This is a genomic window from Streptomyces cacaoi (assembly GCF_006539165.1).
GTDB classification, from domain to species: domain Bacteria; phylum Actinomycetota; class Actinomycetes; order Streptomycetales; family Streptomycetaceae; genus Streptomyces; species Streptomyces cacaoi.
The window spans coordinates 55941-81965 of record NZ_BJMM01000011.1; the positions used below are offsets into that span (position 1 = coordinate 55941).

Genomic DNA, 26025 nt, shown 5'->3' on the forward strand with positions numbered 1-26025 from the left:
GCCGGGCCCGGTGTCAGGGCCGGTCGGGCAGCAGTGCGTCCAGTTCGGCGGCGAAGAGCTGGGCCGGGTCGAAGCCCATCCCGGAGAACTGGCCGGCGAGTTCGAGGGAGAGGACGCCGTGCAGCCGGGTCCACCAGGCCAGGGCCAGCCGGAGCGCGGCGGGCGAGGCGGTGCGGCCCTCGGCCCAGGTGCGGTGCTCGGCGAGGTGGGTGCCGAACGCCGTCGCGGGGCCGTCCGGGGCGAGCGGCACACAGGCGTCGAGCACGGTGGCCATGATCTGGTCGGCGACGCCGGTGATGTCCTCGGGGGCGTGGTAGCCGGGCACGGGGGTGCCGTGGATGAGGAAGTAGCGCTGGGGGTCGGCCAGGGCCCAGTCGCGCAGGGTGTGTGCCAGGCCGGACAGGTCGGCGCCGTCGGCCGCGGCGGCGCCGAGCGTGTCCGCGAGGCTGCGGTAGGCGTCCCGGACGAGTTCGGTGATCAGTTCGTCGCGGCCGGCGAAGTAGCGGTAGAGCGCGGGCCCGCTCATGCCCATCTGCTTGGCGATGGCGTTGAGGGAGATCCCGGACGCCCCGGCCGTGGCGATCTGCTCCCGGGCGTGCTCCTTGATCTCCGCGCGCACCTGGCTGCGGTAGCGCTCCCGCGGGGACTGCACCTGAGCCTTCGCCATCCGTCCGTCACCTTCTCGGTCGTGCGGCCACCACTTCCTTCCGCGAGAAGCTATCACGCACGCTATGCCCCTCTTCCGTCCTCCCCGCCCCCGCCTTCTCCCGGGCTCTGTGCCCGCACGAGGGTTCGTCCGCCCTCGTGGACCGAGGTCTCCTCGTGGACCGAGGTCTCCTCGTGGACCGAGGTCTCCTCATGGGCCGAGGTCTCCTCGTGGACCGAGGTCTCCTCATGGGCCGAGGTCTCCTCATGGGCCGAGGCGGACCGGAGTGCGGCCCGCAGCCGGTCGCGCACCGCGGTCCGGGCGGCGATGCGTGCCTCCATGGCTGCGAGCCGGTCCCGAGCGACGCGCAGACCGGCGGCCGAGGGCGGCGCGGCGGCGACGTCGCCGTCCAGGCACGGCAGGAAGAAGGCGACGTCCTCAAGGGTGAGCCCGGCGTCCAGCAGATACCGGATGTTGCGCACCCGTATCCCGGCGTCCTCGTCGTAGACGCGGTAGCCGTTGTCCGCGCGGGCCGGGGCCAGCAGTCCGGCCTGCTCGTAGTGGCGCAGCGCCCGCGTCGACACGCCCGTCCTGCGGGCCGGTTCACCGATCCGCACCGCCGTCACCGCCTCGTGCCCCGCGCTCCTGGTACCCGGCGCCCCGGCCGCGGGGCACCCGGCCGGTGCGCCGGACAGTCGTATCACGCGACCACCGCTCCCCCGTCGACGGGCAGCACGACCCCGGTGATGAACGACGCCTCCGGCGCGGAGAGTTGGCGGATCGCCCAGGCCACCTCGGCGGGGCGGCCCACCCGGCCCAGCGGGGTGTGGGCGAGCTGCCATGCGCGGACGGCCTCCCGCTGCCGCGGGCCGAGACCGCTGTGCTCGCCGATCGGGGTGTCCACCGCGCCGGGCGCGACCGCGACGACGCGCACACCGTCGGGCGCGAAGTCCACCGCCCAGCTGCGGGTGAGCAGTTCGAGTGCCGCCTTCGTCGCCGCGTACAGCGAGTTGCCCGGCCAGGCCCGCTGGCCGATGGACGTGCTCACGTTGACGACGACCCCGCCGGACGGCGCCCGGCGGAGCGCGGGCAGCGCGGCCCGGGTGAGCAGGACGGGCGCGGTGAGGTTGGTCGACAGCTGGGTCCCGATCCGTTCCGGGGTCAGCTCGGCCAGCCGCTCGTTCAGCACGATGCCCGCGTTGTTGACCAGCACGTCCAGTCGGCCGGTGGCCTCCAGCGCCGCCGCGACGACGCGTTCGGGGGCCTGCGGGCCGGTGAGGTCGGCGGTGAGCGGGACGATGGCGCCGCAGCCCGGCTCGGCCGCCGTCTCCCGCAGTGGGCCGGGCCTGCGGCCGACGGCGACGACGTGCGCGCCGTCCGCGGCGAACGCACGCGCCGTGGCACGGCCGATGCCGGTGCCCGCTCCGGTGACGACGACGGTGCGCGGGGCCGGGGTCCGGTGCTCCCGCGGCGTGGGGTCGGTGTTGGCGTCCATGCGGGCATCGTCGGACCTTGACGCCGGCGTGAAGGTCAAGTCCCGCGGCCCCGCCGCCCGTTTCCGCCGGCTCCGCGGCGTCACTCCGGGCGGGTCGGAACGGCCGGTTTCCGCGGGGAGACGAGGGGCGCGGCGCCGTGGCGGCGTCGGCGGCGGCCGTATGCGGTGATCGCCTGCCACAGGTCGCGCCGGTCGGCGTCGGGCCAGTGGCCGGGGGTGAAGTACAGCTCGGCGTAGGTGGCCTGCCAGGGAAGGAAGTTGGAGGTGCGCTGCTCGTCGCCGGTGCGCCACAGCAGATCGACGTCCGGCATGTCGGGGTGGGGCAGATGGCGGGCGAAGTCGTCCTCGCCGATGAGGTCGGGGTCCACGTCGCCCGCGCGGGCCGCCCGGGCGAGGGCCGCCGCGGTCCGGGTGATCTCGTCGCGGCCGCCGTAGTTGAGGCACACGGTGAGGGTCAGCCCGGTGCGGGCGCGGGTGCGGCGCTCCTCGCGCAGCAGGGACCGGACGAGTTCTTCGGGCAGTTTTCCCGGGTTGCCGGACCAGCGCTGACGCACGTCGAGATCGCGGACGGGGCCTTCGTCGAGTTCGCGCCGGGTCGCTTCGAGGACCGCGGCGATCTCCTCGGTGTCGCGCTGCCAGTTCTCGGTGGAGAACGCGTAGAGCGTCAGATGGCGCAGGCCGATCTCCAGCGCGCCGTAGACCATCTCGCGCGCGGCGACGTTGCCGGCGCGGTGGCCTGCGGAGCGGGGCAGACCGCGCTGTTCGGCCCAACGGCCGTTGCCGTCCATGATGATCGCCACATGCGCGGGCATCCGGTCGGCGGCGATCCGCGGGGGCCGGGCCCCCTCCGGGTGCGGTGGCGGGGTCCGCAGGGCGGTGTCCTCGGCTGCCGGCTCCGGGGCGCGCGCGGTCGCCGGGGTGCGCCGGGGCACGGGCGGCGCGGGCGGCGCGGCCGGGACGGTCAGGGGCGTCAGGCTCCATGCGAGCCGGGCGCGGAGACGGGCGGGGGCGAGGATGCGTACGCGGGTCGGGAGGGACGGGCGCGGGGCGCGCTCCAGCAGGGCGGGGCCGGCCGCGTCGACGGCGTCGAGCTGGGCGCGCAGCAGGCGGGCCGACGTGTCGAGCACCGTGGCGGCGCCCGGGTGCATGCCTCTCGTCAGCGCGGGCCTGGTCACCCAGCGGCGGGCCAGGTCGGTCACGGTGCCGACCAGGGCTGCCGCGGCCGGGCTCCAGCGTCCCTGCCGGAGAGCGTCCTCCGCGCCGGGGCAGGCGTCCAGGGCCTCGCGCGGCAGGAGGAGACGGCCCTCGGCGAGGTCGGCGCCGAGGTCGGTGAGGACGTCGGTGAGCTGGGCACCGTCGATGAACCGCCGGTAGTCGTGCTGCCGGTCCAGCCTCGGCGTCATCGGCGCCCCGGCCTGCTCGAACAGATGGCGGACCTGGTCGACCCAGGGCGCGATCTCCTCGGTGCACCAGGCCCGCCACTCCGCCCAGTCGGCGAAGTGCCGGCCGCGGGTGTCGTCCCGGGTGGCGGCCATGGCGCCGCGCAGCCCCGACAGATCCAGCCGCCATCGCAGGGCGGTGTCCACCAGCGCGTGCCGGACCGGGTCCGTGCTCGTGCCGGCCGCCAGGTCGCCCCGGAACGCCTCCGTCCAGGCCGCGACGCGGGCGGCACGCCCGGCCGCGTCCGCGTCCGGCCCGTCGGCCAGGTCGTCCACGGCGTTCGCGGCCGCCCACAGGGCCCATCCGGCCGGACGGAGCACGGCCGGCATCAGCTGGACGAGGGCGTGGATCGCGGGGTCGTGCCGCCGTGTGGTGCGCCGGCACAGCCGGTAGGCGGCCCGCAGGGCCGGGTCCTCACCGGTGCGGGACCGCGCGGGGAACCGGCCCCGGCGCGCTCGCGGGGCCGCGTCGCGGTCTGCCGGGGTGGGCTGTGATGAGGGGCGCATGGGCCGGGACCTCAGTCTGCTTCCGTGTCGGACACCGTGGGCGGGGTCGTGGGCGTGGGAGGGGGCGTCGGTGAGGACGCGGCAGAACGGCGGGGCGCGGGAAGGCCGACGGTGCCGCCTTCCTGCCGGGGCGGCGGGGCGGGCGCGCCCGACGACAGGGAACTGCGGGTGCTGCGGCGGAAACCCGCCACCGCGACCAGCGCTGCCGCCGCGAACCAGGCGAGCTGGACGGCCAGATGGCCCGGCACCGGGCTGCTGGAGAACCCGGCCGCCGTGCTGGCCTGCATCGCCCCGTAGGAGGGCAGATAGCGCACGACGGGGGCGTCGGCCCCGGAACTGGTGACGGGGTTCTGGAGCGCGAGATCGATGATGCTGGTCATCACGATGGCGAACATGCCCTCGACCTCGCGGCGCAGCAGCGAGCCGAAGCCGACACCGAGCGCCCCGTAGGTGAGTCCGGCGCAGAACAACGCGGCGGCGAGCAGCAGCGGTTGGCGAGGTGTCCAGGCCAGACAGGTGACCGCGGTGGCGTAGCCGGCGACCACCGCGGACACCAGCGCCAGTGCGGTGACCTTGGCCAGGACGAGGGGGACGCGGGGATAGCCGGCCAGCGCCAGCCTGCGGTCGAAGCCGCTGCCGGAGAAGGTGGCGGCGAACATCATGAAACCGGTGATCAGTGTGACGGCGTTGAGCGCGCCGCTGATCTCGGTCAGTTCGTTGCCGTGCGGGGCCAGCGTCTCGCCGGTGGCGCGCAGCCGCATCCGGGCCGGGTCGTCGGGCATCGCCAGATACGCCAGGGTCGTCCACACCGGGACGAACAGGGCCACCAGGACCATGGCGAACCGGTTGCGCCCGTGCTCGATCAGCGCGAAGCGGGTGGCGACCGTGAAGTGGGCCGTGCGGAAGCTCATGCGCCGGCCCCCGCCTCGTCGGGGCGGAGCAGCCCGCCGTCCAGGCGCCACAGCTCGTCCAGGCGTGCGGTGTCGTACGCGAGATGAGAGACGACGAGGACCGAACGCCCCGCGTTCCGCAGCCGCACGGCCAGGTCCCAGAACCGCTGATAGGTGTCCCAGTCGAACCCCTGGTACGGCTCGTCCAGCAGCAGGACCTGCGGATCGTGCATGAGCGCCAGCGTCACGTTCAGCTTCTGCCGCGTACCGCCGCTGAGCACACCGGCCCGCTCCTCGGCGTACCCGGTGAAGCCCAGTACCTCCATGACCTCCTCGGCGTACCGCACATCGGCCAGGCGGTAGGCCGTCCGGAAGAACGACAGGTGCTGCCGGACGGTCAGGGCGTCGTTGAGGACGGCGTGCTGCGGGCAGTAGCCGAACCGGCCGGTGTGCCGGACCGTGCCGCGCGTGGGCCGCAGTTCACCCGAGACCACCTTCAGCAGCGTGGACTTGCCGGCGCCGTTCTCCCCCACGATCCCGCACAGGGTGCCTGCCCTGAGCCGCAGATCGATCCCCCGCAGGACCGCACGCCGCCGGTAGGCATGGTGCACACCCCTGACTTCCACGTACGCCTCCCCCACCTGGCCCGTACGTCACCGGGCGTCCCCGCGTGCTCCCGGGCATTCCCCGCGTCTCCCCCGCGCACCGGACCGACCGTGACCGCATGACGTAACGACCGCGGCTGGTCGGGGACACGGCGTCCGGACACACCGAACCCCGGGCGTCGTCGGCGGGTCCGGGGCGGGCCGGGGTGTTCGTTCACCGTCGCCGGAGGCGGGAGAGCCGTACCCGCCGGGCAGGTGCGCTGTTTCCGGAGGGGGGAGAGAGCCGTGCCCGCCGGGCTGAGGGCGGCGGGCACGGCGGTCCGGGGCCGCGCGACGGAGGGCGCGCGCGGCGCGAACGAGGGGGGGATCAACTGGTGGCGCTGCGCCGGGTGTTGCGGCGGCGTGCGAGGTGGACGGCCGTGCCGCCGAGCGCCACCAGCCCGGCGGCGCCGGCCAGCAGCACGCCGGACGGTGCGCCCGTGCCCGTGGAGGCCAGGGCTCCGCCGCCGCCCGTGCCGCCGACGCTGCCCGCGCCACCGGCCGGGTCCGCCACGGCGCCGGCGCCGCCGTCCGAGCCGGAGCCCGACTGCTCGCCACCACCGGGGAGTTGGGCGTTCTCGTCCAGGGAGACGGCGACGGTGACCGGATCGAGCGCGTCACCGGCCTGGTAGAAGCCGCCGAACGCCTTCGCGCCGGCAGCGGTGAGCGTGGCGGGCGCCTTCTCGACGGAGACGATGTCGTTCTTCGGCTCCAGCGCTCCGCCGGCCAGCTTCAGGGAGGCGACCGTGACGCCCTTGCTCGTGGTGACCTCGCCCGAGGAGCGGTCCTTGGCGCGGACGTCGGCGACGAGGCTGCCCTTGGTGCCCTTCGCCGTCACCTTGAGGCCGGAGAAGGTCAGATCGAGGCTGTAGGAGCCGCCCTCCTTGTGGCCGCGGAAGCGGACGCCGCCCTGGAAGCCCGCGTCGAGGCCGTCGCCGGTCACCGTGCCGCTGCCCTGCCCGAAGCGGTAGCCGGACCCCGTGGCCTGCGCACCGCCGCTGGTGGTGATCGTGCCGTCGGCTATCGGACCCGTCACATAGTCGCGGAAGGTCCGCTTCACGCCCCAGTCGAGCGTGCCGTCGACGACCGTGCCCCGGTCGCTCCCGTCCTTCCTCCCGGTCTCGTCCTTCGTGTCGGCCTCCGCGCCGGAGGCGGAGCCGGAACGGGCACCGGAGGCGGGTTCCGGGCCGTCGGCGCCGGGGGACGTGCCCGTGCCGCCGGAGGCGTTCGCGCCGCCGCTCGTGCCGCCCGTCCCTCCGGTGCCGCCCGTGGAGGTGCCACCGGCCGAGGACGGGCCTCCCGCGGACGCGCCGCCGGGGGACCCGCCGGAGCCGCCGCTGTCCGCGCCGCCGCCCGGCGTCACGGCGAGGGTGACCGGGTCGAGTTCCTCGCCCTTCTTGTAGTAGCCCTGGAACGCCTCGGCGCCGTCGGCGGTGAGCGTGGCGGGGATGTCCGCGAACGTCAGCTTGCCGCCGCCGCTGTCCGGCTTCACCCCCGACAGGTCGAGAGCGGCGAGCGCCACGTCCTTCGTCGTCCGCTCGGGCTCGCCCGTGCCGTCCTCGCCGGTGCCGGTGCGGACGTCGGCCCGGAGCGTGCCCGTGCTGCCCCGCGTCTCCAGCCGGAAGCCGGAGAGGGCGATGTCGAGAGCGCCGTGGTGGCCGTAGAGATGGACGCTGCCCCGGAACGCGGCGGAGACCGCATGGGTCGCCGTGTCGTAGTCGCCCTCACCGGAGACGAAGCGGAAGCTGCCGTCGGCGTTCGTGCGGGCGCCGCCGGCAGGGGTGAGGGAGCCGTCCGCGATCGGTCCGGTCAGATAGTCGCGGAAGGATTTCTTGATGCCCCAGTCCAGGGTGCCGTCCGTGAGCGGGACGGTCGCGGCGCGGGCGGCCGTGGACGCGGCGGCGGGCGCGGGGGCCGCAGCCACGGCGGGCAGCGCGGAGGCGGTGACGCCGAGCACGGTCGCGGTGGCCGCGGCGAGCGCGAACGCGGGGGCGCGGCGTGAACGGGCCGACGGGGGACGGGTGTTGGCGGTCATCGGTGGTGTCTCTCCCTGGGGGTGGATGGGTGCGGCCGCGTCGCGTGCGGCCGGGGTCACGGGCGGCCCGGGTCACGGCCCGCCGGTGGTGTCCTCGTCGGACGGGCGTCGGACGGGCGGCCCGGGGCACCGGCGTCGGAGGCCGGACCGTCCGGCACGGGCCCGCCCTTCGCCGGGGCGGCCGGGGCCGAGGCGTCTCCCGCCGGGGAGCCGCCCTCCGCCGGAGCGCCCTGCACGGGGCCGTCGCACGAGGTCGCGGCGTCCGACGCGAGGGCGGCATCCGGGGCCGAAGCGCCAGCCACCGGGTCCTCGTTCGCCGGGGCGGCCGGGGCCGGAGCATCCCCCGCCGGAGCGCCCTTCGCCGAGACGGCCGGGGCCGAGGCGTCCTTCGCCGCGCTGCCGTGCCCCGCGCTGCCCTCCGTCGAGCCCTCCCCGGAGGGTGCCGAGGCAGGGGCCCGGCGGCGGCTGCGGCTGCGGCTGCGGCTGCGGTGGAGGGTGAAGGCGGCGGCGGCGAGGAGGGCGGCTGCCGCGGCGGCGCCGGCGAGCCACGGGAACGAGGAGGCGGAAGCGGAGGACGACGCTACGGTCCTGCCGGGGGCGTGCGAGGAGTCGGCGCGGGGGTCCGCACCGCTGCCGAGGTCGGGCAGCGGCGGGAGCCGGGCGTCGTCGTCGAGCGCGACGGCGAGGGAGACGGGGTCCATCGTGGCGCCCTCGGCGTACATGCCGTCGAAGGCGGCGGCGCCCTGGCGGGTCAGCGCGGCGGGGACCTCGTCGAGGGCGATCAGACCGTCGTCGTCCGGCTCCAGTTCCTTGTCGGAGGCCCGGAACGTGACCAGTCGCTGCCGGTGCCGGGTGCGGCCCTCGCGGGTCACCTCGGCGGTAAGGGTGCCGGTGCCGTCCTCGATCCGGACGGAGAAGGCGGCGAGCCGGAGATCGAGCCGCTCGCCACGGAAGTGGACGGCGCCGGAGAAGCGGGCCGTGAGCGTGTGCCGCCGGGCGTCGTACTCGCCCTCGCCCGCGGGGAAGCGGAAGAGCGCGCCGCCGTCCCGGGCGCCGTCGGACAGCCGCCAGCGGCCACGGGCCACCGAGCCGGTGACGTACTCGCGGAAGGTACGGCGTATCCCCCAGTCCACGGCGGCGTCGTGGATGTCGTGGACACCCGGGCCGTCGTGGCCGTGGGAGCGGCCCGGGGTCCGCGAGCTGTCCGGCCGCGCACCGCGGCCGTCCGCGGTGTCCGTGCCGTCGCCCGCCCCCTGGCCGGCCGGCTTCAGGTCGACGGAGAGGCCGACGGGGTCGAGCGGGGTGCCGGCCCGGTAGTAGCCGGCGAAGGATTCGGCGCCCTGCGCGGTGAGTTCGGCCGGTACCCGGGTGAGCGCGATCGGCGAGCTGCCGCCGCGCATGTGCACGCCGGACAGGTCGAGCGAGGCGAACGGCACCCGGGTGCGGGTGGTGACCTCACCGCTGGACCTGGCCTTGCTGCGGATGTCCGCGAAGAGCGTCCCGGAGCCGCCGGTGACCCGGACGGCGGGGTTGGCCAGGGTCAGGTCCAACCGGGCGGAGCCGTCGGCCTGTCGGTGACCGGTGAAGCGGACGCCGCCGGAGAAGGAGGCGTCGAGGCTGCCCTTGCCGGGGTCGTAGCGCCCGTGCGCCGAGTGGAAGCGGAAGGTGCTCTCGCCGCTGGTGGCCGCGCCGTCGAGCAGTGTCCAACGGCCCTTGGCGACGGGCCCGGTGACGTAGCTCTGGAAGGAGGACTTCACGCCCCAGTCCAACCGGCCGCCGGAGACGGTCCGTTGTCCGTCCTGCGCGGCGGGTGCCGCGGGCGCGGCGGCCCGTGCGGAGCCGGGCGGTGCGGCGGGGACGGCGGTGGCCGGGGTGGGCAGGGCGGGCAGGGCGAGGCCGGCGAGCAGCGGCAGCGCGACGAGGGGTGTCACGGCACGGGGACGCCGGAAGCGTGGACCGCGCCGGGTTCGGGGACGCATCGGGCCCTCCAGGGGCAGACAGTCGGCGGGCCCGGCCGAGGTCCGCCGGGCTAGCCAGTAAGGTAAGGCTAACCTAAGCTATCCGTCACGCACTCGGAACCCCGGCTCCGGCATTCCTCGCGAAAGGCCCTCAACCGTGCATCAACGACCCCGCCTCCCGGGGGCGTTCACCAGCGCGCTCGCCCTGGTGCTCGCCTCGGTGCTCGCCCTGACCGGCTGCACGGTCGGCGGCTCCGGTACGGGCCCGGGCCAGGAGTCCGGCGCCGGTTCCGGTTCCGGCCCGGCGCAGCAGTCGGAGCGGGCCGACCGCGTGGAACCGCTCACCGGGCCTGCGCCCGAACCCGAGCTGCCGGTACGAGCCGCGACCGCCGACGGCGGCACGGTGACGGTGCGCAGCGCCCGGCGGATCGTCCCGCTCAGCGGCTCGCTCTCCGAGATCGTCCACACGCTCGGGCTCGGCGGGCACGTCGTCGCGCGCGACATCACCACCACGTTCGCGCAGGCCCGCAAGCTGCCCGTGGTCACCAGGGCGCACGACGTCTCCGCCGAGAGCGTGCTGTCCCTGAAGCCGACCGTGGTCCTCGCCGAACGCACGACCGGACCCGCCGAGGCGCTCGACCAGATCCGCGACGCCGGCGTCCCGGTCGTCGTCCTCGGTCCGGCGCGCGAACTGTCCGACGTGGACAGGCGGATCACGGCCGTCGCCCATACGCTCGGCGTCGACGAGGCGGGCGAGCGCCTGGTGACCAGGACCGACCAGCGCATCGCGGACGCGCGCGACGAGATCCCGGCCGGCGGCAGGCGGCCCCGCGTCGCCTTCCTCTACGTCCGCGGCTCCGCCTCCGTGTATCTGCTGGGCGGCGCCCGCTCCGGGGCCTCCTCGCTGATCGAGGCGGCAGGCGGGGTGGACGCCGGCAAGGAGTCCGGGCTGACGAAGGACTTCACCCCGCTCACCAGCGAGGCGCTCGCCGAGGCCGCGCCGGATGTCCTCCTCGTCATGACCAAGGGGCTGGAGTCGGTGGACGGCGTCGACGGGCTGCTGAAGCTGCCCGGGGTCGCCGAGACCCCCGCGGGACAGCACCGGCGCGTGGTCGCCATCGACGACGGTGTCCTGCTCAACTACGGCCCGCGCACCGACGAGGTACTGCGCGACCTCGCCCGGCGCCTGCACACCGGAGACCACCGATGACCACCCCGGCCCGGCACACCGCACGGCCGGACGCACCGGACGACCGCCCGGGCCCGGAACCGGACCCGGGCGAACTCCCGCGCTCGGAGCCGGAGTCGGGCGGGTCCGCCCCCGTGCCCCGTACCCGCCGGGGCGTCGCCCTCGTGCTGGGCGCGGGGCTCGCGGGGGTGCTCGTCGTGCTGGTGCTGGTGTCCGCGGGGACGGGGGCGTACGGGATACCCGTCGGGGACGTGCTCGGCTCGCTCGCGCACCGGGCCGGGGTGGGCGGCGCGGCGCTGGAGCGGGTACCGGAGAGCGTGCTGTGGAACGTCCGGCTGCCCCGGGTCGTCCTGGGGCTGCTCGTCGGCGGCTCGCTGGGCTGCGCGGGCGCGCTCACCCAGGGCGTGTTCGGCAATCCGCTCGCCGAGCCGGGCGTCATCGGCATCTCGTCCGGCGCCGCGGTCGGCGCCGTCGTCTCGATCGCGTTCGGCCTGGGTTTCCTCGGCACCTGGACGGTGTCCGGCTGCGCCTTCGCCGCCGGGCTCGTGACGGTGCTGCTGGTGTACGTGCTGGCCCGCTCCGGCGGGCGGACGGAAGTGGTGACGCTGATCCTCACCGGCATCGCCGTGAACGCGTTCGCCGGCGCCCTCATCGGCCTGTCGGTGTTCTTCGCCGACAACGCGCAGCTCACCCAGATCACATTCTGGCAGCTCGGCTCGCTGGCCCAGGCCACCTGGCCCAAGGTGCTCGCGGTACTGCCCTGCGCGCTGGCGGGACTGCTGGCCGCGCCGTTCTTCGCACGGCGGCTCGACCTGCTGGCGCTGGGCGAACGCCCGGCCCGGCACCTGGGCGTGGACGTCGAACGGCTGCGCCTGGGGCTGATCCTCGTCGTCGCGCTGCTGACGGCGGCGGCCGTCGCGGTCGCCGGGGTCATCACCTTCGTCGGTCTGCTCGTGCCGCATCTGCTGCGGATGGCCGCCGGTCCCGGGCACCGGTTCCTGGTGCCGGGCAGCGCGCTGGGCGGCGCGGTGGTGCTGGTCGGCGCCGATCTGGCGGCGCGGACGGTGGCCCAGCCGGCCGAGCTGCCGCTGGGCGTGCTGACGGCCCTGCTGGGCAGCCCGTTCTTCTTCTGGCTGTTGCGCAGGACGCGCCGGCGCCAGGGCGGTTGGGCATGATCGGGCGCCGGGGAAGAGCGGCGGCCGGTGCGGCGCCGGTCCGCGTCCCGGCCGGGTCGACCGCGGCCGAGGCGCGGGGTGTGCGGGTGCGGCGGGCCGGGCGCACCGTCCTCGACGGGGTGGATCTGGCCCTCGCGGCGGGCGAGGTGCTCGCGCTGGTGGGGCCCAACGGGGCGGGGAAGTCCACGCTGTTGGGCGCGCTGGCCGCCGACGTGCCGCCGGGCGAGGGCTCCGTGCGGCTCGCGGGCGTCCCCGCCGGCACGCTGAGCGCACGCCAACTGGCCGTCCGCAGGGCGGTGTTGCCGCAGTCGTCGGCGCCGGCGTTCCCGTTCACCGTGGCCGAGGTCGTCCGGATGGGCCGCGCGCCCTGGGCCGGCACCTCGCACGAGGACGAGGACGAGACGGCCGTCGCCGAGGCGATGGCCGCGACCGAGGTCACCGCGTTCGCCGGCCGCCCCTTCTCCGCGCTCTCCGGCGGGGAGCGCGCCCGGGTCGCCCTGGCCCGCGTCCTGGCGCAGCGCACCGGCGTGCTGCTGCTGGACGAGCCGACGGCCGCGCTCGATCTGCGCCACCAGGAGGCGGCCCTGGCCGTGTGCCGGGAGCGGGCCGCCGCGGGCGACGCCGTCGCCGTCGTCCTGCACGACCTGGGCCAGGCCGCGGCGTACGCCGACCGCATCGCCCTGCTGACGGACGGCCGGCTCACGGCACTCGGACGTCCGGACCGGGTGCTGGACGGCGAGGTGCTCACCGGCGTCTACGGCTGCCCCGTCGAGGTCCTGCCGCATCCGCGCACCGGCGCCCCGCTGGTGCTTCCGGAGCGCGGGCGGCCCACCTCCGGCGGCAGCGGCGAATCCGGCGGACGCCGCGGATCCCGCGCAGGATAGGGTGCGTTCGCGACAGCACCGGGGAGGGTGGAAAAGGTGAAGGGGTTGAGGGCTCCGCGCAGGACACGCCCCAGGAGCCTGCGGAGGCCGTGCGCCGCGGCGGTGGCATCGGGAGCGCTGCTGGTGTCGCTCACCGGCTGTATGACGGTGCACGGGGAGAACGCCGTGGTGCCCGCGGTGAGCAAGGGCGAGGCGGCGAAGGTCCTGAAGACGTTCGTCGAGAAGAACAACCGGGCCAACACCGTCTACGACACCGACCTCAACGCCGAGATCGAGACCGGCGCGCTCGGGGCGATCGACCAGGCCGGGCTGAAGGCACGCAAACAGGTCCGGCCCCAGGGCAACCCCGACTACCACCGGCTGGAGCTGACGGACACCCGCTATCTGATACCGGAACAGGCGGGCTGGCCGAAGTTCTTCGTCACCGACTCCCGCTCCAACCGCAAGGGCAGCGGGCGCTGGTTCTTCGTCTTCCAGCGCGACCGGGCGAACGCGCCCTGGCGGGCCGCCTATCTGTCGGTCCTCCAGCCCGACGCCGTACCGGAGTTCGCCCGCGACAAGGACGGCCACGTCCGGGCCGTGCCCACCGGCGGCGGGGCGCGGCTGACGGTGCCGCCCGGCAGGCTGAGCCGGGCGTACACCCGGTACCTCCAGGACGGCGGGGGCGACGACTTCGCCGCCGGGCCGCACACCAGCGCCCAGCGCGAGAAGCGCGAGAAGCAGATGGCGCGCAAGAGCGTCCGCAACGAGTACGCGGACCAGGAGGCCCAGCCCCCGCAGTTCTCCCCGTTCGGGCTGCGCACCCGGGACGGCGGCGCGCTGGTGTTCTTCGCCTCGCACCACCACCACAAGCAGACGCTGCCCCGGGGCTACACGCCGCAGATCAAGGAGCCGCTGGTGAAGGCGCTGATGACCGGGAAGCCGAAGCACTCGGTGACCTTCGTCCGCGTCTCCGCGCAGGCCGTCACCGTGCCCGCGGCCAAGGACAACGGGAAGATCCGTTTCCTCAGCCGTATCGAGGGGCTGACGGAAGCCCGCGGGGACTGATCGCCCGCTCCCGGCCGGGAGCCGCCGCTCGGCGCACCCCGCTCAGCGCACCGGCCAGGGCGCCGGCTCGTCGGAGCCCTCGACGGAGACGGCGTACTCGGCGCAGGCGTCCGTCAGCGTCTCCAGCAGGATCAGCGGTTCGGGCAGCGGCGCACCGGGCCGCGGCTCGCGCAGCCACCGGATGTCGTCGTCGGGGCCCTCGCCGGGCAGCCGCGCCGGGGGGACGAGGACATAGCTGCCGCGGCAGTGCCAGCGCAGGCCGGGATGCTCGTCCATCGTCTCGGGATGGCAGTCCAGCTCGCAGGGCCACCACTCGTCCTCGTCGTCCGGGGTGCCGCGGGTCGCGGTGAAGAAGAGCATCCGGCCGTCACCGGAGAGCGCGACCGGGCCGAGGACGGGCTCGCCCTCCGGGTCGGCCGTGCGCTCGGCCTCCTCCAGCCGGGCCAGCGCCGCCCGGCCCGCCTCGGCGGGCACGTCCAGCACGTCGTGGGAGCGGCCGGTCGCGGTGATGAAGTTCGCCTGCGGATCGGCGCGCAGCCAGCGCTCCACCTGCTCGCGGTCCGTCGTCGCCTGCGTCTGCCAGGCGAAGGAGACCGGGTGGCGGGCCGGGGTGGGGCAGCCGATGCGCACACAGGAACAGCCGTAACCGGACGGATGCGCGGCGGGAGCGAGCGGGAAGCCGGCCTCGGCGGCGGTGAGCAGGAGGGTTTCCCTGTCGCGTGCGGCCCGGGCCTCCGCCGCCCCCTGGCGGCCACCCCGTGCGCCCCGGCGACGCGTTCCGTTGTCCCCTGCCGTGCCCGGGCGCGCGGATTTCCGCCGCAGCCACTGGGCGATCCTGCTCTCGCTCTCCATCTACCGCCTCACTCCGCTACCGGCGTCCTGTGTATTCCGAGGGTACGCAGCGAGAAGGCACGCTGAGGCGGGAATCCACGGATCACGGACGACTCTCCCCTATCCTGCGCTGCCCACACGCCGCGCCCGTACACGGGGGTCGGCCCCGCCACCGGTGTGCGCTCCCGCACACCGCACGGCCCGCGCCCCGGCTCCACCGGCCCCGTGGCCCGCGGACACGGGCGGCCGGGCCGGTTTCCGCGGTCCCGCGCACGGGCCGCCGCCCGGCGGACCGACCGCCCGGGACGTGAGGGAAGACACACCGGGGACGCCGGGCGCCCGGGGAGGGCGGAGCGCGGTCACCCGGGACGGCGGGGCTCCAGGGCGCGCAGTGTCAGATCGACCAGCTGGTCGGTGAACTCGTGGGTGAGCGGGCCCGAGCGGTTGAGCCAGCGCTGCTGGACCGGGCCGAGCAGCAGCTCGACGGCCAGGCGGACATCGACGTCCGGATCGATCCGGCCGGCCTCCTGCTCGGCGCGCAGCCGCCGGGCGTAGACGGCGAGCCCGGGCTCCTGGAGCCGCTCGGCGAACTGCCGGGCCAGCTCGGCGTCGTCGGCCGCGGCGACGGCGATCGCGCGGTAGGGCGCCTCGAAGCCGGGGTCGGTGAACTCGTCGACGGTGGCGCGCAGGACGGACTTGAGGTCGGCGGCCAGGTCCCCGGTGTCCGGGAGGCTCTCGGCCTCGCCGGTGGGGGTGTCCAGGAAGGCGTCCAGCAGCACGGCCGCCTTGGACGGCCACCAGCGGTAGATCGTCTGCTTGCCGACGCCCGCGCGGGAGGCGATGGCCTCGATGGTCAGCCTGGTGTACCCGACCTCGCCCACCAGCTGGATGCTGGCGTCGAGGATGGCCCGGCGGGAGCGCTCGCTGCGACGCGACGCGTCGGGCGCCCTGCCCGCCCTGTTCGCTTCTCCCGCCCTGTTCGCTTCTGTGGACATGCCCCGAATCTAGCAGCGCGCTGAGACGAGACGAACCGTCTTGACACGGCGTACCACCCCGTGGACTCTGGAGGAGTGGCGAGACGAACCGTCTCGCCGCGGCCACGGGGGGACCCGGGGGCGCTCCGACGAACCGGGGCGCCCCCGTCCCCGGCCCCGACACCCCGGACGGAAGGAAAGGTGATCCCGTGAGCAAGGGACGCGCACGCAACAGGCTCAGCACCGGCGGACCCCGCGCACACCTGTCACGCGCCGGGCTGCGCGGCGACGGCGGGCCCGGGTACGGCCCCGGCAGCCGGCCCGACCCGCAGGCACAGAAGCGCGAACTGCTCAGAAAGCTCCGGGAGACAGGCGGGAAGCCCCGGGAGTCGAGCGGAAGGCCCCGGGAGTCGAGCGGCTGACGCCGTGCCCGGCGGGAGGAATCCCGGCCGGGGCGGGCGGCTCCGGAAGGAACTCCCGCCGCGGCAGAGCCGAACGGAAGGAAATCCGGCTGCGGCGGATCGCCGCGGATCACAGCGAACGGGCTCCGCACGGAGGACGATGGGCGCACCACATCGGCGCTTCGACACCGTGAGGAGCCTTCGTTGTATGCACCCCGCCGCTATCTGATGTGCCCGCCGGAGCACTTCCGGGTCACCTACTCCATCAACCCGTGGATGGACCCCGCGAAGCCGGTCGATCTGCCCATCGCCCTCGCCCAGTGGGAGGATCTGCGCGACCGCTACCGCTCCCTGGGCCACACCGTCGAACTCCTCGACCCGGTACGGGAACTGCCCGACATGGTGTACGCGGCCAACGGGGCCACCGTCATCGACGGCCGGGTGCTCGGCGCCCGGTTCGCCCATCCCGAGCGCTCCGGCGAGGCCGCCGCACATCGCGACTGGTACCGCGCACACGGCTTCACCGACGTCGCCACCCCCGAACACATCAACGAAGGCGAGGGCGACTTCGCCGTCACCGCACGCTGGGTCCTGGCCGGACGCGGCTTCCGCAGCAGCCCGCTCTCGCACGGCGAGGCCCAGGAGTACTTCGGCCGCCCCGTGCTCGGCCTCGACCTCGTCGACCCGCGCTACTACCACCTCGACACGGCCCTGTGCGTGCTCGACCCCGACCGCGAGGACGTCATGTACCACCCGGCGGCCTTCTCCCCCGGCAGCAGGGCCGTCCTCGCCCGGCTCTTCCCCGACGCCCTGCTCGCCGAGGAGGCCGACGCCCTCGCCCTCGGCCTCAACGCCGTCAGCGACGGCCACCACGTGCTCCTCCCGCAGGCGGCCACCGGCCTGTTCGACCCGCTGCGCGCCCGCGGCTACGAGCCCGTGCCCGTCGACCTCACCGAGCTGCTCAAGGGCGGCGGCAGCGTCAAGTGCGTGACGGCGGAGATCCGTAGCTGACCCGACGGCGCCGGCCTCGGGTCCGGCGCCGGTTCGCCGGGCCCGTGCGCACCGGGCCCGGCCTTTCCCCCCACCACGGAGAGGGCGCCCGCGCCGGGGCGGCCCGCCGGTACCGCTACTCCCCCGCCGCCTCCGGGGGCCAGGCGGCGCCCCAGTCGGTGTCCCGGGCCGCGCGGTAGTGGGCGCCGTGCCGCTTGGTGACGGTGCGTCGCGCGGGTACGGCGGCGTCCGGCGTGCACAGGTCGAGCAGGACCTGCCCCTTGCGCAGCTGGGGCCTGCGCACGACGCGGGAGGGGGCGGGGCCGCCGGCGACATGGGAGCGCACGGCGGCGACATAGCTGAACTTCTCGTCCTCGTGGGCGAGTTCACCGCCCTTGACCCGGCGGTGCAGGGACGAGCGGGCGACCCGCGTGGCGAAGTGGCACCAGTCCCGGCCCGGCACGATCGGGCAGGCGTCGCTGTGCGGGCACGGCGCCAGCACCCGCAGCCCGGCCCCGACGAGCGTGTCCCGCGCCGCCCTGATCCGGGCGTACCCCTCCGGGGTGCCGGGCTCGATCAGCACCACCGCGTCGGTCGCGGCGCGCGCCGCCGCCTCCACCACGGCGGCGCGGTCGGCCTCCGCCAGCTCGCCGAGCACATAGCCGGCGGTCACCAGGGCGGCCCCGGCAGCGGCCCCGGCTCGGGCCCCGGCGGCGCCCGCCGCGTCGAGCGCGCTCTCCGCCCCCGCTTCCCGCAGCGAGCCGCGCTGCCAGCGGGCCGTGCGCAGCGCCGGTGCGGTCGAGCCGGCCGCCAGTTCGCGGCCGAGGTCGAGCGCCGGGGCCGCCCAGTCCAGGACGGTCGTCGCCCGGGGGCCGTCCCACACCCGCGCGGCGGCCCAGGTGACGGCTCCGGTGCCGCCGCCGAAGTCCAGATGGCTGTCCGGGCGCCAGCCCGGGGCCCGGGCGGCCAGCCCGGCCAGCGCGTCGCAGGCCGCGGCGAAGGTGGCGGGCATGCGGTAGGCGGCGTAGGCGACGACGTCGGCACGGTTGCGCAGGACCGGCGCCCCGGTGGGCGTCCGCCCGCGGTAGTGCCCGATCAGCCGCTCGACGGCGGCGGTCGCCTGCCGCGCCGGCAGCCCGTCGACGAGGGCCGCGAGCGCGTCCCGCAGTTCTTGCTCGATCACCCGGAAAGTGTACGGACCGGCCCCGGCGGTCCGGCCCGGTCGGAGGCCGGAGGTCGGAGCCGGAGGCCGAAGGTCGGCGGTCGGCGGTCGGCGGTCGGCGGTCGGCGGTCGGCGGTCGGCGGTCGGCGGTCGGCGGTCGGCGGTCGGCGGCACCGTACGCCCCCGCCCCCGCCGCAGCCGTCGGCGGCCCGGTCGCCCGGCGGCGGGGGCCCGGTTCCCTACCGAACGGCCCGGGCCAGCCGGGTGGCCGCCTCCGCGCGGGGACGGTTGTCGGCGGGGCGGCGCACCGGGTGGACGGTGTTGGCGAGCAGGACGAGGAAGGTGTCGGTCTCCGGATCGAGGACGAGGCTCGTCCCGGTGAAGCCGGTGTGCCCGGCGGCCCGCGCCGCGGTGCCGGACAGCTCTCCCATGAACCATTCGGCCCCGACCTGGAAGCCCAGCCCCGGCGGATCCAGCAGCAGCCCCACCGACTCGCGGGCCAGGATCCGGGCCGGGCCGTAGACGCCGCCGGACAGCAGGGTGCGGCACAGCACGGCCAGATCGCGTGCCGTGGAGAAGAGGCCGGCGTGACCGGCGACACCGGACATGGCGTAGGCGTTCTCGTCGTGCACCCGACCGTGCACGAGACCCCGGTCGAGCTTGGCCCAGGGGGTGCGCTGGTCCTCCGTCGCCGCGATCCGGGGGCGCCAGGCGCGGGGCGGGGTGAAGCGGGTGTGCTCCATGCCGAGCGGCTTGGTGATGCCGTCACGGACCAGCGCGTCCAGCGGCCGGCCCGTCACCCGCTCCAGCACCCGTTCGAGCAGCAGCAGGTTGAGGTCGCTGTAGAGGTGGGCGCTGCCCGGCGTGGTCAGCGGCTTCTCCCGCCACAGCAGCCCGGTGTGCTCGGCCGTGTTGTACGCGTGGAGCGGCAGTTCGGCCTGGAGTCCGGAGGTGTGGGTCAGCAGCTGGCGCACGGTGATCCCGTGGTCGGGGACGAGCCCCTCGCAGGGGTCGGCGTACAGCACGATCGGCGCGTCCAGCTCCAGGCGTCCGCGCTCGATCTGCTGCACGGCGGCGACGGCGGTGAACAGCTTCGTCAGCGACGCCAGGTCGAAGACGGTGCCGGTGCGCATCGGCAGCCACGCCTCGCGGGGCAGCTCCACCCCGCGTGCGCCCTCCGGGTCCCACGCGGAGTAGCGCAGTGCCCACCCGGTGGCGTGCTCGACGGCGACGTACGGGCCGCGCCCCGCCAGCACGACGGCGCCCGCGCACCAGCCGGTGCCGGGCAGCGCGTCGATCTGTTCGGTCAGCGCCCCCAGGTGGTCCGCGTCCAGCCCGGCCCGCTCCCGGAAGCGGCGCAGCCGGTCGGGCCCGGCCTGGGGGTCGACCGTTCTCAGTCGCGTGCGCGCCATGGCCGGCAGAGTCCCACGAAGGCGAGCGCCGCCAGCAGCAGCGCGCTGAGCTGCACGAGCGCCATCGGCACGGCCGTCCGCTCGCCGGCGACCCCGACCAGCGGGGAGGCGACGGCGCCGACGAGGAACTGGGAGGTGCCCAGCAGCGCGGAGGCCGAACCGGCGGCGTGCGGAGTGCGCATCAGCGCCTGCGAGTTGGCGTTGGGCATGGTCAGGCCCATGCCGGACATCAGCACACACAGCCCGACGGCGAGCGGCACCAGGCCGACATGACCGAACACCCCGCTGGTCATCAGCAGCAGTGCGACGGCGGCGGCGCCGGACATGCTCAGCCCGAAGCCCAGCACCCGGTCCAGCGGGACCCGGCCCACCAGCACCTTGCCGTTGAGCTGCCCGAATGCGACCAGGCCGATGGAGTTGACCATGAACAGCAGGCTGAAGGTCTGCGGCGAGGCCCCGTAGATCTCCTGGACCACGAAGGGCGAGGCCGCGACGTAACTGAAGAGCGCGGCGAACGCGAAGCTGCCCGCGATCAGATAGCCGGCGAACACCCGGTCGGCGAGCAGTCCGCGCATGGTGCGCAGCGCGTCGGCCAGCCCGCCGCTGTGCCGCTCGTCAGCCGGCAGCGTCTCGGGCAGCTTGCGCAGGACGACGAGGACGAGCAGCAGGCCGATGGCGGCGAGGATCAGAAAGACCCCGCGCCAGTCGGTGAAGCGCAGCACCTGCCCGCCCAGCACCGGCGCGAGGACGGGTGCGACGCCGGATATCAGCATCAGCGTGGAGAAGAAGCGGGCCATGGCCAGCCCGTCGTACATGTCACGCACGACGGCGCGGGCGATGACGACCCCGGCGGCGCCGGCCAGTCCCTGGACGAGCCGGAAGACGGTGAGCGTCTCGACGGAGGGCGCGAACGCGCAGGCGATCCCGGCGACGATGTAGCAGACCATGCCGATCAGCAGCGGCCGGCGGCGGCCGAACCGGTCGCTCATCGGCCCGACGACGAGCTGTCCGACGGCGAGCCCGAGCAGACACGCGGTGAGCGTGAGCTGGGCGGTGGCGGCCGGGACGTGCAGGGCCCCGCTGACCTCCGGCAGGGCCGGGAGGTACATGTCGAGGGAGAGCGGCGGCAGCGCCGTCAGCCCGCCCAGGATGAGCGTCAGCAGGAGTCCGGCGCGGCGGCGCCCGGTCAACTCCGGCCGGCCGCCGGGGGCTTCACGCCCCGGTGCGGGCGGTCCCGCGGCGCGGGGGCCCGGGGCGGCGGGGGCGCGGGAGGCGCCCGGTGCGTCGGTCGCGGGCCGGGAGGCCCGCTGAGGGGATACGGGGTCGGGTTGCGCGGCCGGATACCGGGGGCCGGGGTTGGTCATGCACCTCTCCAGGAGATTGTCAGCTACATGAACATTCTTCCAGGTGATCCGTCCCCGGCCCATACGTTTGTGCGACGACCTGCGCGGAACGGCAGCCGCCCGCGCCCGGCGCCCCGCACCCGGGGCCCGCACGCCCACCGGCGTACGCTGCGCGCATGACGCCGGACACGAGGGAACCGCAGCAGAGGGCAGGCGCCCCCGCCGTCAAGGTGGCGGCCGTGACGGGGGCCGGATCCGGAATCGGCCGGTCCGTGGCGCTCACCCTGGCCGACGCCGGGTGGTCGGTGGTGCTCGCCGGCCGCCGCGAGGAGCCGCTGCGGGAGACGGCCGCGCTGGCGGGCGGCGCCGCGTCCGTGCTGTGCGTACCGACGGACGTGACCGAACCCGGCGCCGTGTCCGCGCTGTTCGACGCCGTGGAGGAGCGCCACGGCCGGCTCGACCTGCTGTTCAACAACGCCGGCACCTTCGGGCCCGCTGTGCCCGTCGACGAGCTGTCCCCCGAGGACTGGCGCGCCGTCGTCGACACCAACCTCACCGGCGCCTTCCTCTGCGCCCAGGGCGCCTTCCGGCTGATGAAGCGGCAACGGCCGCACGGCGGGCGGATCATCAACAACGGCTCGATCTCCGCACACGCGCCCCGCCCCGACTCGATCGCGTACACCGCCACCAAGCACGCCGTGACGGGGCTGACCAAGTCCCTCTCCCTGGACGGCCGCCGCTGGGACATCGCCTGCGGCCAGATCGACATCGGCAACGCCGCCACCGAGATGACCGCCCGCATGGGCCAGGGCACCGCGCAGGCCGACGGCAGCGTCGCCGCCGAACCCCGGATGGACGCCGCCGACGTCGCGCGCACCGTGCTGCACATGGCCGAACTCCCGCTGGAGGCCAACGTCCAGTTCGCGACGGTGCTGGCGACGAAGATGCCGTTCATCGGCCGCGGCTGACCCCGGGCGCTCCGCCGCGCTCCCCTGCGCCCCCCGCCCGCGGAACAAAACCGGGTGGGCGCGGGGTTGGCCCCTGCATGAGCGCACCCGAACCCGCCCCGGCTCCGGCTCCGGCTCCGGCTCCGGCTCCGGCTCCGGCTCCGGCTCCGGCTCCCGAGATCCTGCGGTACACCGCCTTCTCCGCCGACCCGGACGGCGGCAACCCGGCCGGTGTGGTGCCGGACGCCGCCGGGCTGGACGACGCGGCGATGCTCCGCGCCGCCGCCGCTGTCGGCTACTCCGAGACGGCGTTCGTCACACCCGCACCCGAAGGCGCGGGCCGCGCGCACGGCGTCCCGGACGAACGCACGTACACCGTGCGGTACTTCAGCCCCCTCGCCGAGGTGGCGTTCTGCGGCCACGCCACGATCGCCACCGCCGTCGCCCTGGCCGAGCGGGACGGCGCGGGCCCGCTGCTCTTCCATACCCCGGCGGGCCCCGTCCCGGTGGAGGTCGCCGAGGGCCGAGACGGGCGGCCGAGGGCGACACTCAGCAGCGTGGAGCCGCACAGCCGCCCGGTCGCCGGGGCGGATCTGGCCGAGGCGCTGGCAGCACTCGACTGGAGCGAGGCCGAGCTGGATCCGGCGATCCCGCCCCGGATCGCCTTCGCCGGTGTCGACCATCTGGTCCTCGCCGTGCGCACCCGGGAGCGGCTCGCCGCCCTCGACTACGACGTGGAGCGGCTGAAGGCCCTCATGACGCGGCTCGGCCTCACCACGCTCCAGCTGGTGTGGCGGGAGTCGGAGACGGTCTTCCACGTCCGCGACCCGTTCCCGGTGGGCGGCGTCCACGAGGACCCGGCGACGGGCGCGGCGGCCGCGGCGTTCGGCGGCTACGCCCGCGAGCTGGGACTGGTGCCGCCCGCGGCACGCCTCGTGCTGCACCAGGGGGAGGACATGGGCCGCCCCGGCGAACTGACCGTCGAGCTGCGCACCGGGGACGCCCGCGTCCATGTCTCCGGCACGGCGGCCCGTATCGGCTGACGGCCCGTATCGACTGACGGCCCCTATCGGCTGACGCGTTCCGCCGGCGGCCGGGCGGCGGCCCCGCGGCCCCGGCCGGCTGAGGTGAAGATCACGTACCGCGTGCCGTCCGGGGTCTGGCCCCTCCCGGCCCCCGGGCAGGAGACTGCGGCGCACATCCGCCCGTGCGCAGCCGTCGTCGAGGAGCCGCCGTGAACGAACCGCAGCAGCCGTCGACCACCGCGGACGGAACCACCGCGGACGGAACCCGCCAACCGCCGCCCGCCGCAGCCGAGTTCACCGCCCCCGCCGAGCCGACCGTGCCCGCCGGGCCTGCTGGGCCTGCTGGGCCTGCTGGGCCGGGCGAGCCGCACGGTCCGGCAGAGCCGACGGGCTCGCCCGAGCAGTCCGCGCCGCACAATCCACCCGAGCCGACGGGGCCGACGGAGCAGACCGGGCAGACCGCGCCGGTCGAGTTCGCCGACTACCAGAACGAGATCTATCTGCACGGGCTCCAGGGACAGATCCCGCCGTTCACCACCGACGCGACGGCGCTCGGCGCCTCGGCCCGCGCCCACCTGGACGCCGGTGCCTTCGGCTATGTCGCCGGAGCGGCAGGCTCCGGCGCCACCCACCGCGCCAACCGGGAGGCGTTCGACCGCCGACGGCTCGTCCCGCGCATGCTCACCGACGCCACCCACCGCGATCTGCGCACCCGCGTCCTCGGCAGCACCCTGCCGGCGCCACTCCTGCTGGCACCGATCGGCGTCCAGTCGATCGTCCACCCCGACGGCGAACCGGCCACGGCCCGCGCGGCCGCCTCCCTCGGCGTCCCCACGATCCTGTCGACGGCCTCCTCGCACACCCTCGAACAGGTCGCCGAGGCCGCAGGCGACGGCCCCCGCTGGTTCCAGCTGTACTGGCCGAACGACGACGAGGTGTGCGCGAGCATCCTGGCCCGCGCCCGCCGCGCCGGGTACTCCACGCTCGTCGTCACCCTCGACACCTGGACCCTGGCCTGGCGGCCGCAGGACCTGGACCAGGCGTACCTGCCGTTCATCCGCGGCATCGGCACCGCCATCCCGTTCTCCGACCCGGCCTTCCGCGCCGGTCTGGCGCGCTCCCCGGAGGAGGACCTCCGGGCGGCCGTGCTGCGCTGGGTGGCGACCTTCACCGGAACCGACCGCTCCTGGGACCGGCTGCCGTTCCTGCGCCGGCACTGGGACGGACCGATCGTCCTCAAGGGCATCCAGCACCCCGGCGACGCCCTCCGCGCGGCCGAGGCCGGCATGGACGGCATCGTCGTCTCCAACCACGGCGGCCGCCAGGTCGACGGGGCGGTGGCCTCCCTGGACGCCCTGCCCCGCGTCGTCGAGGCCCTCGACCGCGCCGGCTCCCGGACGGAGGTCCTCTTCGACTCCGGCGTACGCACCGGTTCCGACGTGCTCAAGGCGCTGGCCCTGGGCGCCCGCGCCGTGCTCCTCGGCCGCCCCTACGCCTACGGGCTCGCGCACGCCGGTGAGGCGGGCGTCCGGCACGTCCTGCGCAGCCTGCTCGCCGAGCTCGACCTCACCCTGGGCCTGACGGGCCACCGCAGCCCCGCCGAGCTGGGCCCCGACGACCTGTGGGAACACCCCTGACCCGGCACCCCGCGCCCCGGACCGTCCGCCCGTCCCCTCCACCGCCCGCCGGCCACCGCCGTCCCGACCGCGGGTAGACTGGCGGAACGGCGGACGAGCCGGCCGGGCGGCCGCGGCGGGGTGCACGCACCTCCGTCGAGGAAGGTCCGGGCTCCACAGGGCAGGATGGTGGGTAACACCCACCCGGGGTGACCCGCGGGAAAGTGCCACAGAAAGCAGACCGCCGGGAGACGTCCCAGGACGCTTCCCGGTAAGGGTGAAACGGTGGTGTAAGAGACCACCAGCGCCCAGGGTGACCTGGGCGGCTCGGTAAACCCCATCCGGAGCAAGGTCAAGAGGAGCCACACCGTGGCTCTGCGCGGATGTCCGAGGGCGGCCCGCCCGAGTCCGCGGGTAGACCGCACGAGGCCGGTGGCAACACCGGTCCCAGATGGATGGCCGCCTCCCCCGGCACAGCCCGGGGAGACAGAACCCGGCCTACAGGCCGACTCGTCCGCCCCCACCCGGGGCTTCACCCTGAAAACGACCTCTGACCAGCAACAGAGACTCTTCCCCGGCTTTCAGAGCGTTGCCGCTTCATACGGCTCGAAAGTCCCTCCCGAGTCCCCTCGGACAGAGCTGAAAGTCCCTGAAAAGTCCCAGCCGGACTCCGGCCTCCAGCCCTGACGGAAAGGGCCGGGCGCGACCTCCGGACGACTCGGCCATCGTGAGCTCGCAGGATCCGTGCACGCCGAACCAACGCACGACGAGCCCGCCAGCGCTCATGCCGCGCCGTGCTGCACTGTCCCCCGCACCGGGTGAGAGCCCCTCAGGTGCCAGCCCCCTGCCGCGACTTGGCACACCCCGCCACGGCGATACCCCAACATCTTGCGACGTACGACCTCATCGTCGTATCGCCGCATGAGACCGCAGACTGAAGCCCGCAGAGACCACGCGGGCGTAGGCTCTCCAGGATGCGGATAGGCGAGTTGTCCAGGCGTACGGGCGTGAGTCCGCGCTCGCTGCGGTACTACGAAGAGCAGGGTCTGCTGACCAGTTCACGCTCCGACGCGGGGCAGCGCCACTATTCCGATGCTGCGGTCCAACGCGTGTCACTCATTCGACAGTTGTTCGACGCGGGTATGTCCAGCAGGGTGATCGCGACTGTGCTGCCGTGTGTGGACGTCCCAGGTGATCTCGGCGTCGCCGAGGAGACGTTCGCGGCGATGATGCGCGAGCGCGACCGGATCGACGCCGACATCGCGCACCTGGTCGAGACCCGGGATGCACTCGACGTGCTGATCCGGGCCAACAGTCGGCACCGGGCTGAGCTGTCCACGGCCTCGGAAGCGGTGGCGCAGTCGACCTGATGCTGTGAGCTGCGTCTCAGCCGGTTGCCCCTCACATCAATGTCA

Annotated in this window: 22 protein-coding genes, 1 other RNA gene and 1 pseudogene; 11 read left to right on the plus strand and 13 right to left on the minus strand. The window is 75.2% G+C overall.

Annotation, left to right across the window (positions count from 1 at the left end):
- Positions 1–13: 13 nt before the first annotated feature.
- The 8 genes and pseudogenes from SCA03_RS13220 to SCA03_RS13255 form a co-directional block, all read right to left on the minus strand.
- The gene (locus SCA03_RS13220) at positions 14–667 is read right to left on the minus strand and encodes a TetR/AcrR family transcriptional regulator (RefSeq protein WP_030880034.1); all 654 of its coding nucleotides are present in this window, start codon (positions 665–667) and stop codon (positions 14–16) included.
- Between the two features lie 254 nt (positions 668–921).
- Positions 922–1263, minus strand: a pseudogene (locus SCA03_RS36145) (MerR family transcriptional regulator); the annotation flags it as partial.
- Between the two features lie 83 nt (positions 1264–1346).
- A complete protein-coding gene (locus SCA03_RS13230) occupies positions 1347–2141 on the minus strand; it encodes an SDR family NAD(P)-dependent oxidoreductase (RefSeq protein WP_030893018.1) in 795 nt (264 codons plus the stop codon).
- 80 nt (positions 2142–2221) lie between these two features.
- Entirely contained in the window at positions 2222–4087 is a 1866-nt protein-coding gene (uppS, locus tag SCA03_RS13235; RefSeq protein ID WP_141275386.1) for a polyprenyl diphosphate synthase, read from the minus strand.
- An 11-nt stretch (positions 4088–4098) separates the two neighbouring features.
- Positions 4099–4998, minus strand: a complete 900-nt coding sequence (locus SCA03_RS13240) for an ABC transporter permease (protein WP_141275387.1) — start codon at positions 4996–4998, stop codon at positions 4099–4101.
- Positions 4995–5603 carry an ATP-binding cassette domain-containing protein gene (locus SCA03_RS13245; RefSeq protein ID WP_170298288.1) on the minus strand — a complete coding sequence of 203 codons (609 nt, stop codon included), beginning with the start codon at positions 5601–5603 and terminating at the stop codon, positions 4995–4997. The genes SCA03_RS13240 and SCA03_RS13245 overlap by 4 nt, the downstream gene beginning before the upstream one ends.
- A gap of 346 nt (positions 5604–5949) precedes the next feature.
- Positions 5950–7656, minus strand: coding sequence for an HtaA domain-containing protein (locus SCA03_RS13250; RefSeq protein WP_107429145.1), 1707 nt, complete (start codon positions 7654–7656; stop codon positions 5950–5952).
- Positions 7657–7712: 56 nt separating this feature from the next.
- Positions 7713–9587 carry an HtaA domain-containing protein gene (locus tag SCA03_RS13255; protein WP_230988634.1) on the minus strand — a complete coding sequence of 625 codons (1875 nt, stop codon included), beginning with the start codon at positions 9585–9587 and terminating at the stop codon, positions 7713–7715.
- Positions 9588–9771: 184 nt separating this feature from the next.
- Between SCA03_RS13255 and SCA03_RS13260 the strand changes: the two genes are divergently transcribed.
- The 4 genes from SCA03_RS13260 to SCA03_RS13275 all read left to right on the plus strand — a co-directional run bounded on the left by SCA03_RS13260 (position 9772) and on the right by SCA03_RS13275 (position 13909).
- A complete protein-coding gene (locus SCA03_RS13260; RefSeq protein ID WP_141275388.1) occupies positions 9772–10824 on the plus strand; it encodes a heme/hemin ABC transporter substrate-binding protein in 1053 nt (350 codons plus the stop codon).
- On the plus strand, positions 10821–11978 hold the full coding sequence (locus tag SCA03_RS13265) for a FecCD family ABC transporter permease (RefSeq protein WP_086818329.1): 1158 nt from the start codon (positions 10821–10823) through the stop codon (positions 11976–11978). Before SCA03_RS13260 ends, SCA03_RS13265 begins: the two co-directional genes overlap by 4 nt.
- Positions 11975–12862, plus strand: a complete 888-nt coding sequence (locus SCA03_RS13270) for a heme ABC transporter ATP-binding protein (protein WP_086818330.1) — start codon at positions 11975–11977, stop codon at positions 12860–12862. The genes SCA03_RS13265 and SCA03_RS13270 overlap by 4 nt, the downstream gene beginning before the upstream one ends.
- A gap of 102 nt (positions 12863–12964) precedes the next feature.
- Positions 12965–13909 (plus strand): SCO2278 family lipoprotein, encoded by a 945-nt coding sequence (locus SCA03_RS13275; protein WP_308697788.1) that lies wholly within the window; start codon positions 12965–12967, stop codon positions 13907–13909.
- Between the two features lie 42 nt (positions 13910–13951).
- Here the strand turns inward: SCA03_RS13275 and SCA03_RS13280 are convergent, their stop codons facing one another.
- Both SCA03_RS13280 and SCA03_RS13285 read right to left on the minus strand, forming a co-directional pair.
- Positions 13952–14761 carry a bifunctional DNA primase/polymerase gene (locus SCA03_RS13280; protein WP_030880064.1) on the minus strand — a complete coding sequence of 270 codons (810 nt, stop codon included), beginning with the start codon at positions 14759–14761 and terminating at the stop codon, positions 13952–13954.
- A 338-nt stretch (positions 14762–15099) separates the two neighbouring features.
- Positions 15100–15735 (minus strand): TetR/AcrR family transcriptional regulator, encoded by a 636-nt coding sequence (locus SCA03_RS13285; RefSeq protein WP_030880067.1) that lies wholly within the window; start codon positions 15733–15735, stop codon positions 15100–15102.
- A 188-nt stretch (positions 15736–15923) separates the two neighbouring features.
- On the opposite strand from SCA03_RS13285, the gene SCA03_RS13290 reads away from it, so the two are divergent.
- Together SCA03_RS13290 and ddaH are read left to right on the plus strand one after the other, a co-directional pair.
- Positions 15924–16136, plus strand: a complete 213-nt coding sequence (locus SCA03_RS13290) for a DUF6243 family protein (protein ID WP_086818331.1) — start codon at positions 15924–15926, stop codon at positions 16134–16136.
- A 183-nt stretch (positions 16137–16319) separates the two neighbouring features.
- Positions 16320–17126, plus strand: a complete 807-nt coding sequence (ddaH, locus tag SCA03_RS13295) for a dimethylargininase (RefSeq protein WP_371863929.1) — start codon at positions 16320–16322, stop codon at positions 17124–17126.
- A gap of 115 nt (positions 17127–17241) precedes the next feature.
- Here ddaH and SCA03_RS13300 read toward each other — a convergent pair whose 3' ends face one another.
- From SCA03_RS13300 to SCA03_RS13310, 3 genes are all read right to left on the minus strand, one after another.
- Entirely contained in the window at positions 17242–18288 is a 1047-nt protein-coding gene (locus SCA03_RS13300; RefSeq protein WP_086818334.1) for a small ribosomal subunit Rsm22 family protein, read from the minus strand.
- Positions 18289–18506: 218 nt separating this feature from the next.
- Positions 18507–19679 (minus strand): serine hydrolase domain-containing protein, encoded by a 1173-nt coding sequence (locus SCA03_RS13305; RefSeq protein WP_086818332.1) that lies wholly within the window; start codon positions 19677–19679, stop codon positions 18507–18509.
- Positions 19661–21043: a multidrug effflux MFS transporter gene (locus tag SCA03_RS13310; protein WP_170297912.1), complete on the minus strand. Its 1383-nt coding sequence runs from the start codon at positions 21041–21043 to the stop codon at positions 19661–19663. The genes SCA03_RS13305 and SCA03_RS13310 overlap by 19 nt, the downstream gene beginning before the upstream one ends.
- Positions 21044–21198: 155 nt before the next feature.
- Between SCA03_RS13310 and SCA03_RS13315 the strand changes: the two genes are divergently transcribed.
- From SCA03_RS13315 to SCA03_RS13335, 5 genes are all read left to right on the plus strand, one after another.
- Positions 21199–21990 carry an SDR family oxidoreductase gene (locus tag SCA03_RS13315; protein ID WP_051856394.1) on the plus strand — a complete coding sequence of 264 codons (792 nt, stop codon included), beginning with the start codon at positions 21199–21201 and terminating at the stop codon, positions 21988–21990.
- Positions 21991–22067: 77 nt separating this feature from the next.
- A complete protein-coding gene (locus SCA03_RS13320; protein ID WP_086816915.1) occupies positions 22068–23012 on the plus strand; it encodes a PhzF family phenazine biosynthesis protein in 945 nt (314 codons plus the stop codon).
- A gap of 476 nt (positions 23013–23488) precedes the next feature.
- Entirely contained in the window at positions 23489–24631 is a 1143-nt protein-coding gene (locus tag SCA03_RS13325; protein ID WP_086816917.1) for a lactate 2-monooxygenase, read from the plus strand.
- A gap of 94 nt (positions 24632–24725) precedes the next feature.
- An RNA gene (rnpB, locus tag SCA03_RS13330) (RNase P RNA component class A) lies at positions 24726–25127 on the plus strand.
- A gap of 457 nt (positions 25128–25584) precedes the next feature.
- Positions 25585–25980 carry a MerR family transcriptional regulator gene (locus tag SCA03_RS13335; protein ID WP_086816913.1) on the plus strand — a complete coding sequence of 132 codons (396 nt, stop codon included), beginning with the start codon at positions 25585–25587 and terminating at the stop codon, positions 25978–25980.
- Positions 25981–26025: the final 45 nt, after the last annotated feature.

Coding starts and splice junctions, on each gene's coding strand:
- SCA03_RS13285 (WP_030880067.1), bottom strand. CDS start 15,735: ATGTCCACAGAAGCGAACAGGGCGGGAGAAGCGAACAGGGCGGGCAGG.
- SCA03_RS13335 (WP_086816913.1), top strand. CDS start 25,585: ATGCGGATAGGCGAGTTGTCCAGGCGTACGGGCGTGAGTCCGCGCTCG.
- SCA03_RS13320 (WP_086816915.1), top strand. CDS start 22,068: ATGAGCGCACCCGAACCCGCCCCGGCTCCGGCTCCGGCTCCGGCTCCG.
- SCA03_RS13270 (WP_086818330.1), top strand. CDS start 11,975: ATGATCGGGCGCCGGGGAAGAGCGGCGGCCGGTGCGGCGCCGGTCCGC.
- SCA03_RS13230 (WP_030893018.1), bottom strand. CDS start 2,141: ATGGACGCCAACACCGACCCCACGCCGCGGGAGCACCGGACCCCGGCC.
- SCA03_RS13310 (WP_170297912.1), bottom strand. CDS start 21,043: ATGACCAACCCCGGCCCCCGGTATCCGGCCGCGCAACCCGACCCCGTA.
- SCA03_RS13220 (WP_030880034.1), bottom strand. CDS start 667: ATGGCGAAGGCTCAGGTGCAGTCCCCGCGGGAGCGCTACCGCAGCCAG.
- uppS (WP_141275386.1), bottom strand. CDS start 4,087: ATGCGCCCCTCATCACAGCCCACCCCGGCAGACCGCGACGCGGCCCCG.
- SCA03_RS13250 (WP_107429145.1), bottom strand. CDS start 7,656: ATGACCGCCAACACCCGTCCCCCGTCGGCCCGTTCACGCCGCGCCCCC.
- SCA03_RS13315 (WP_051856394.1), top strand. CDS start 21,199: ATGACGCCGGACACGAGGGAACCGCAGCAGAGGGCAGGCGCCCCCGCC.
- SCA03_RS13305 (WP_086818332.1), bottom strand. CDS start 19,679: ATGGCGCGCACGCGACTGAGAACGGTCGACCCCCAGGCCGGGCCCGAC.
- SCA03_RS13240 (WP_141275387.1), bottom strand. CDS start 4,998: ATGAGCTTCCGCACGGCCCACTTCACGGTCGCCACCCGCTTCGCGCTG.
- SCA03_RS13280 (WP_030880064.1), bottom strand. CDS start 14,761: ATGGAGAGCGAGAGCAGGATCGCCCAGTGGCTGCGGCGGAAATCCGCG.
- SCA03_RS13265 (WP_086818329.1), top strand. CDS start 10,821: ATGACCACCCCGGCCCGGCACACCGCACGGCCGGACGCACCGGACGAC.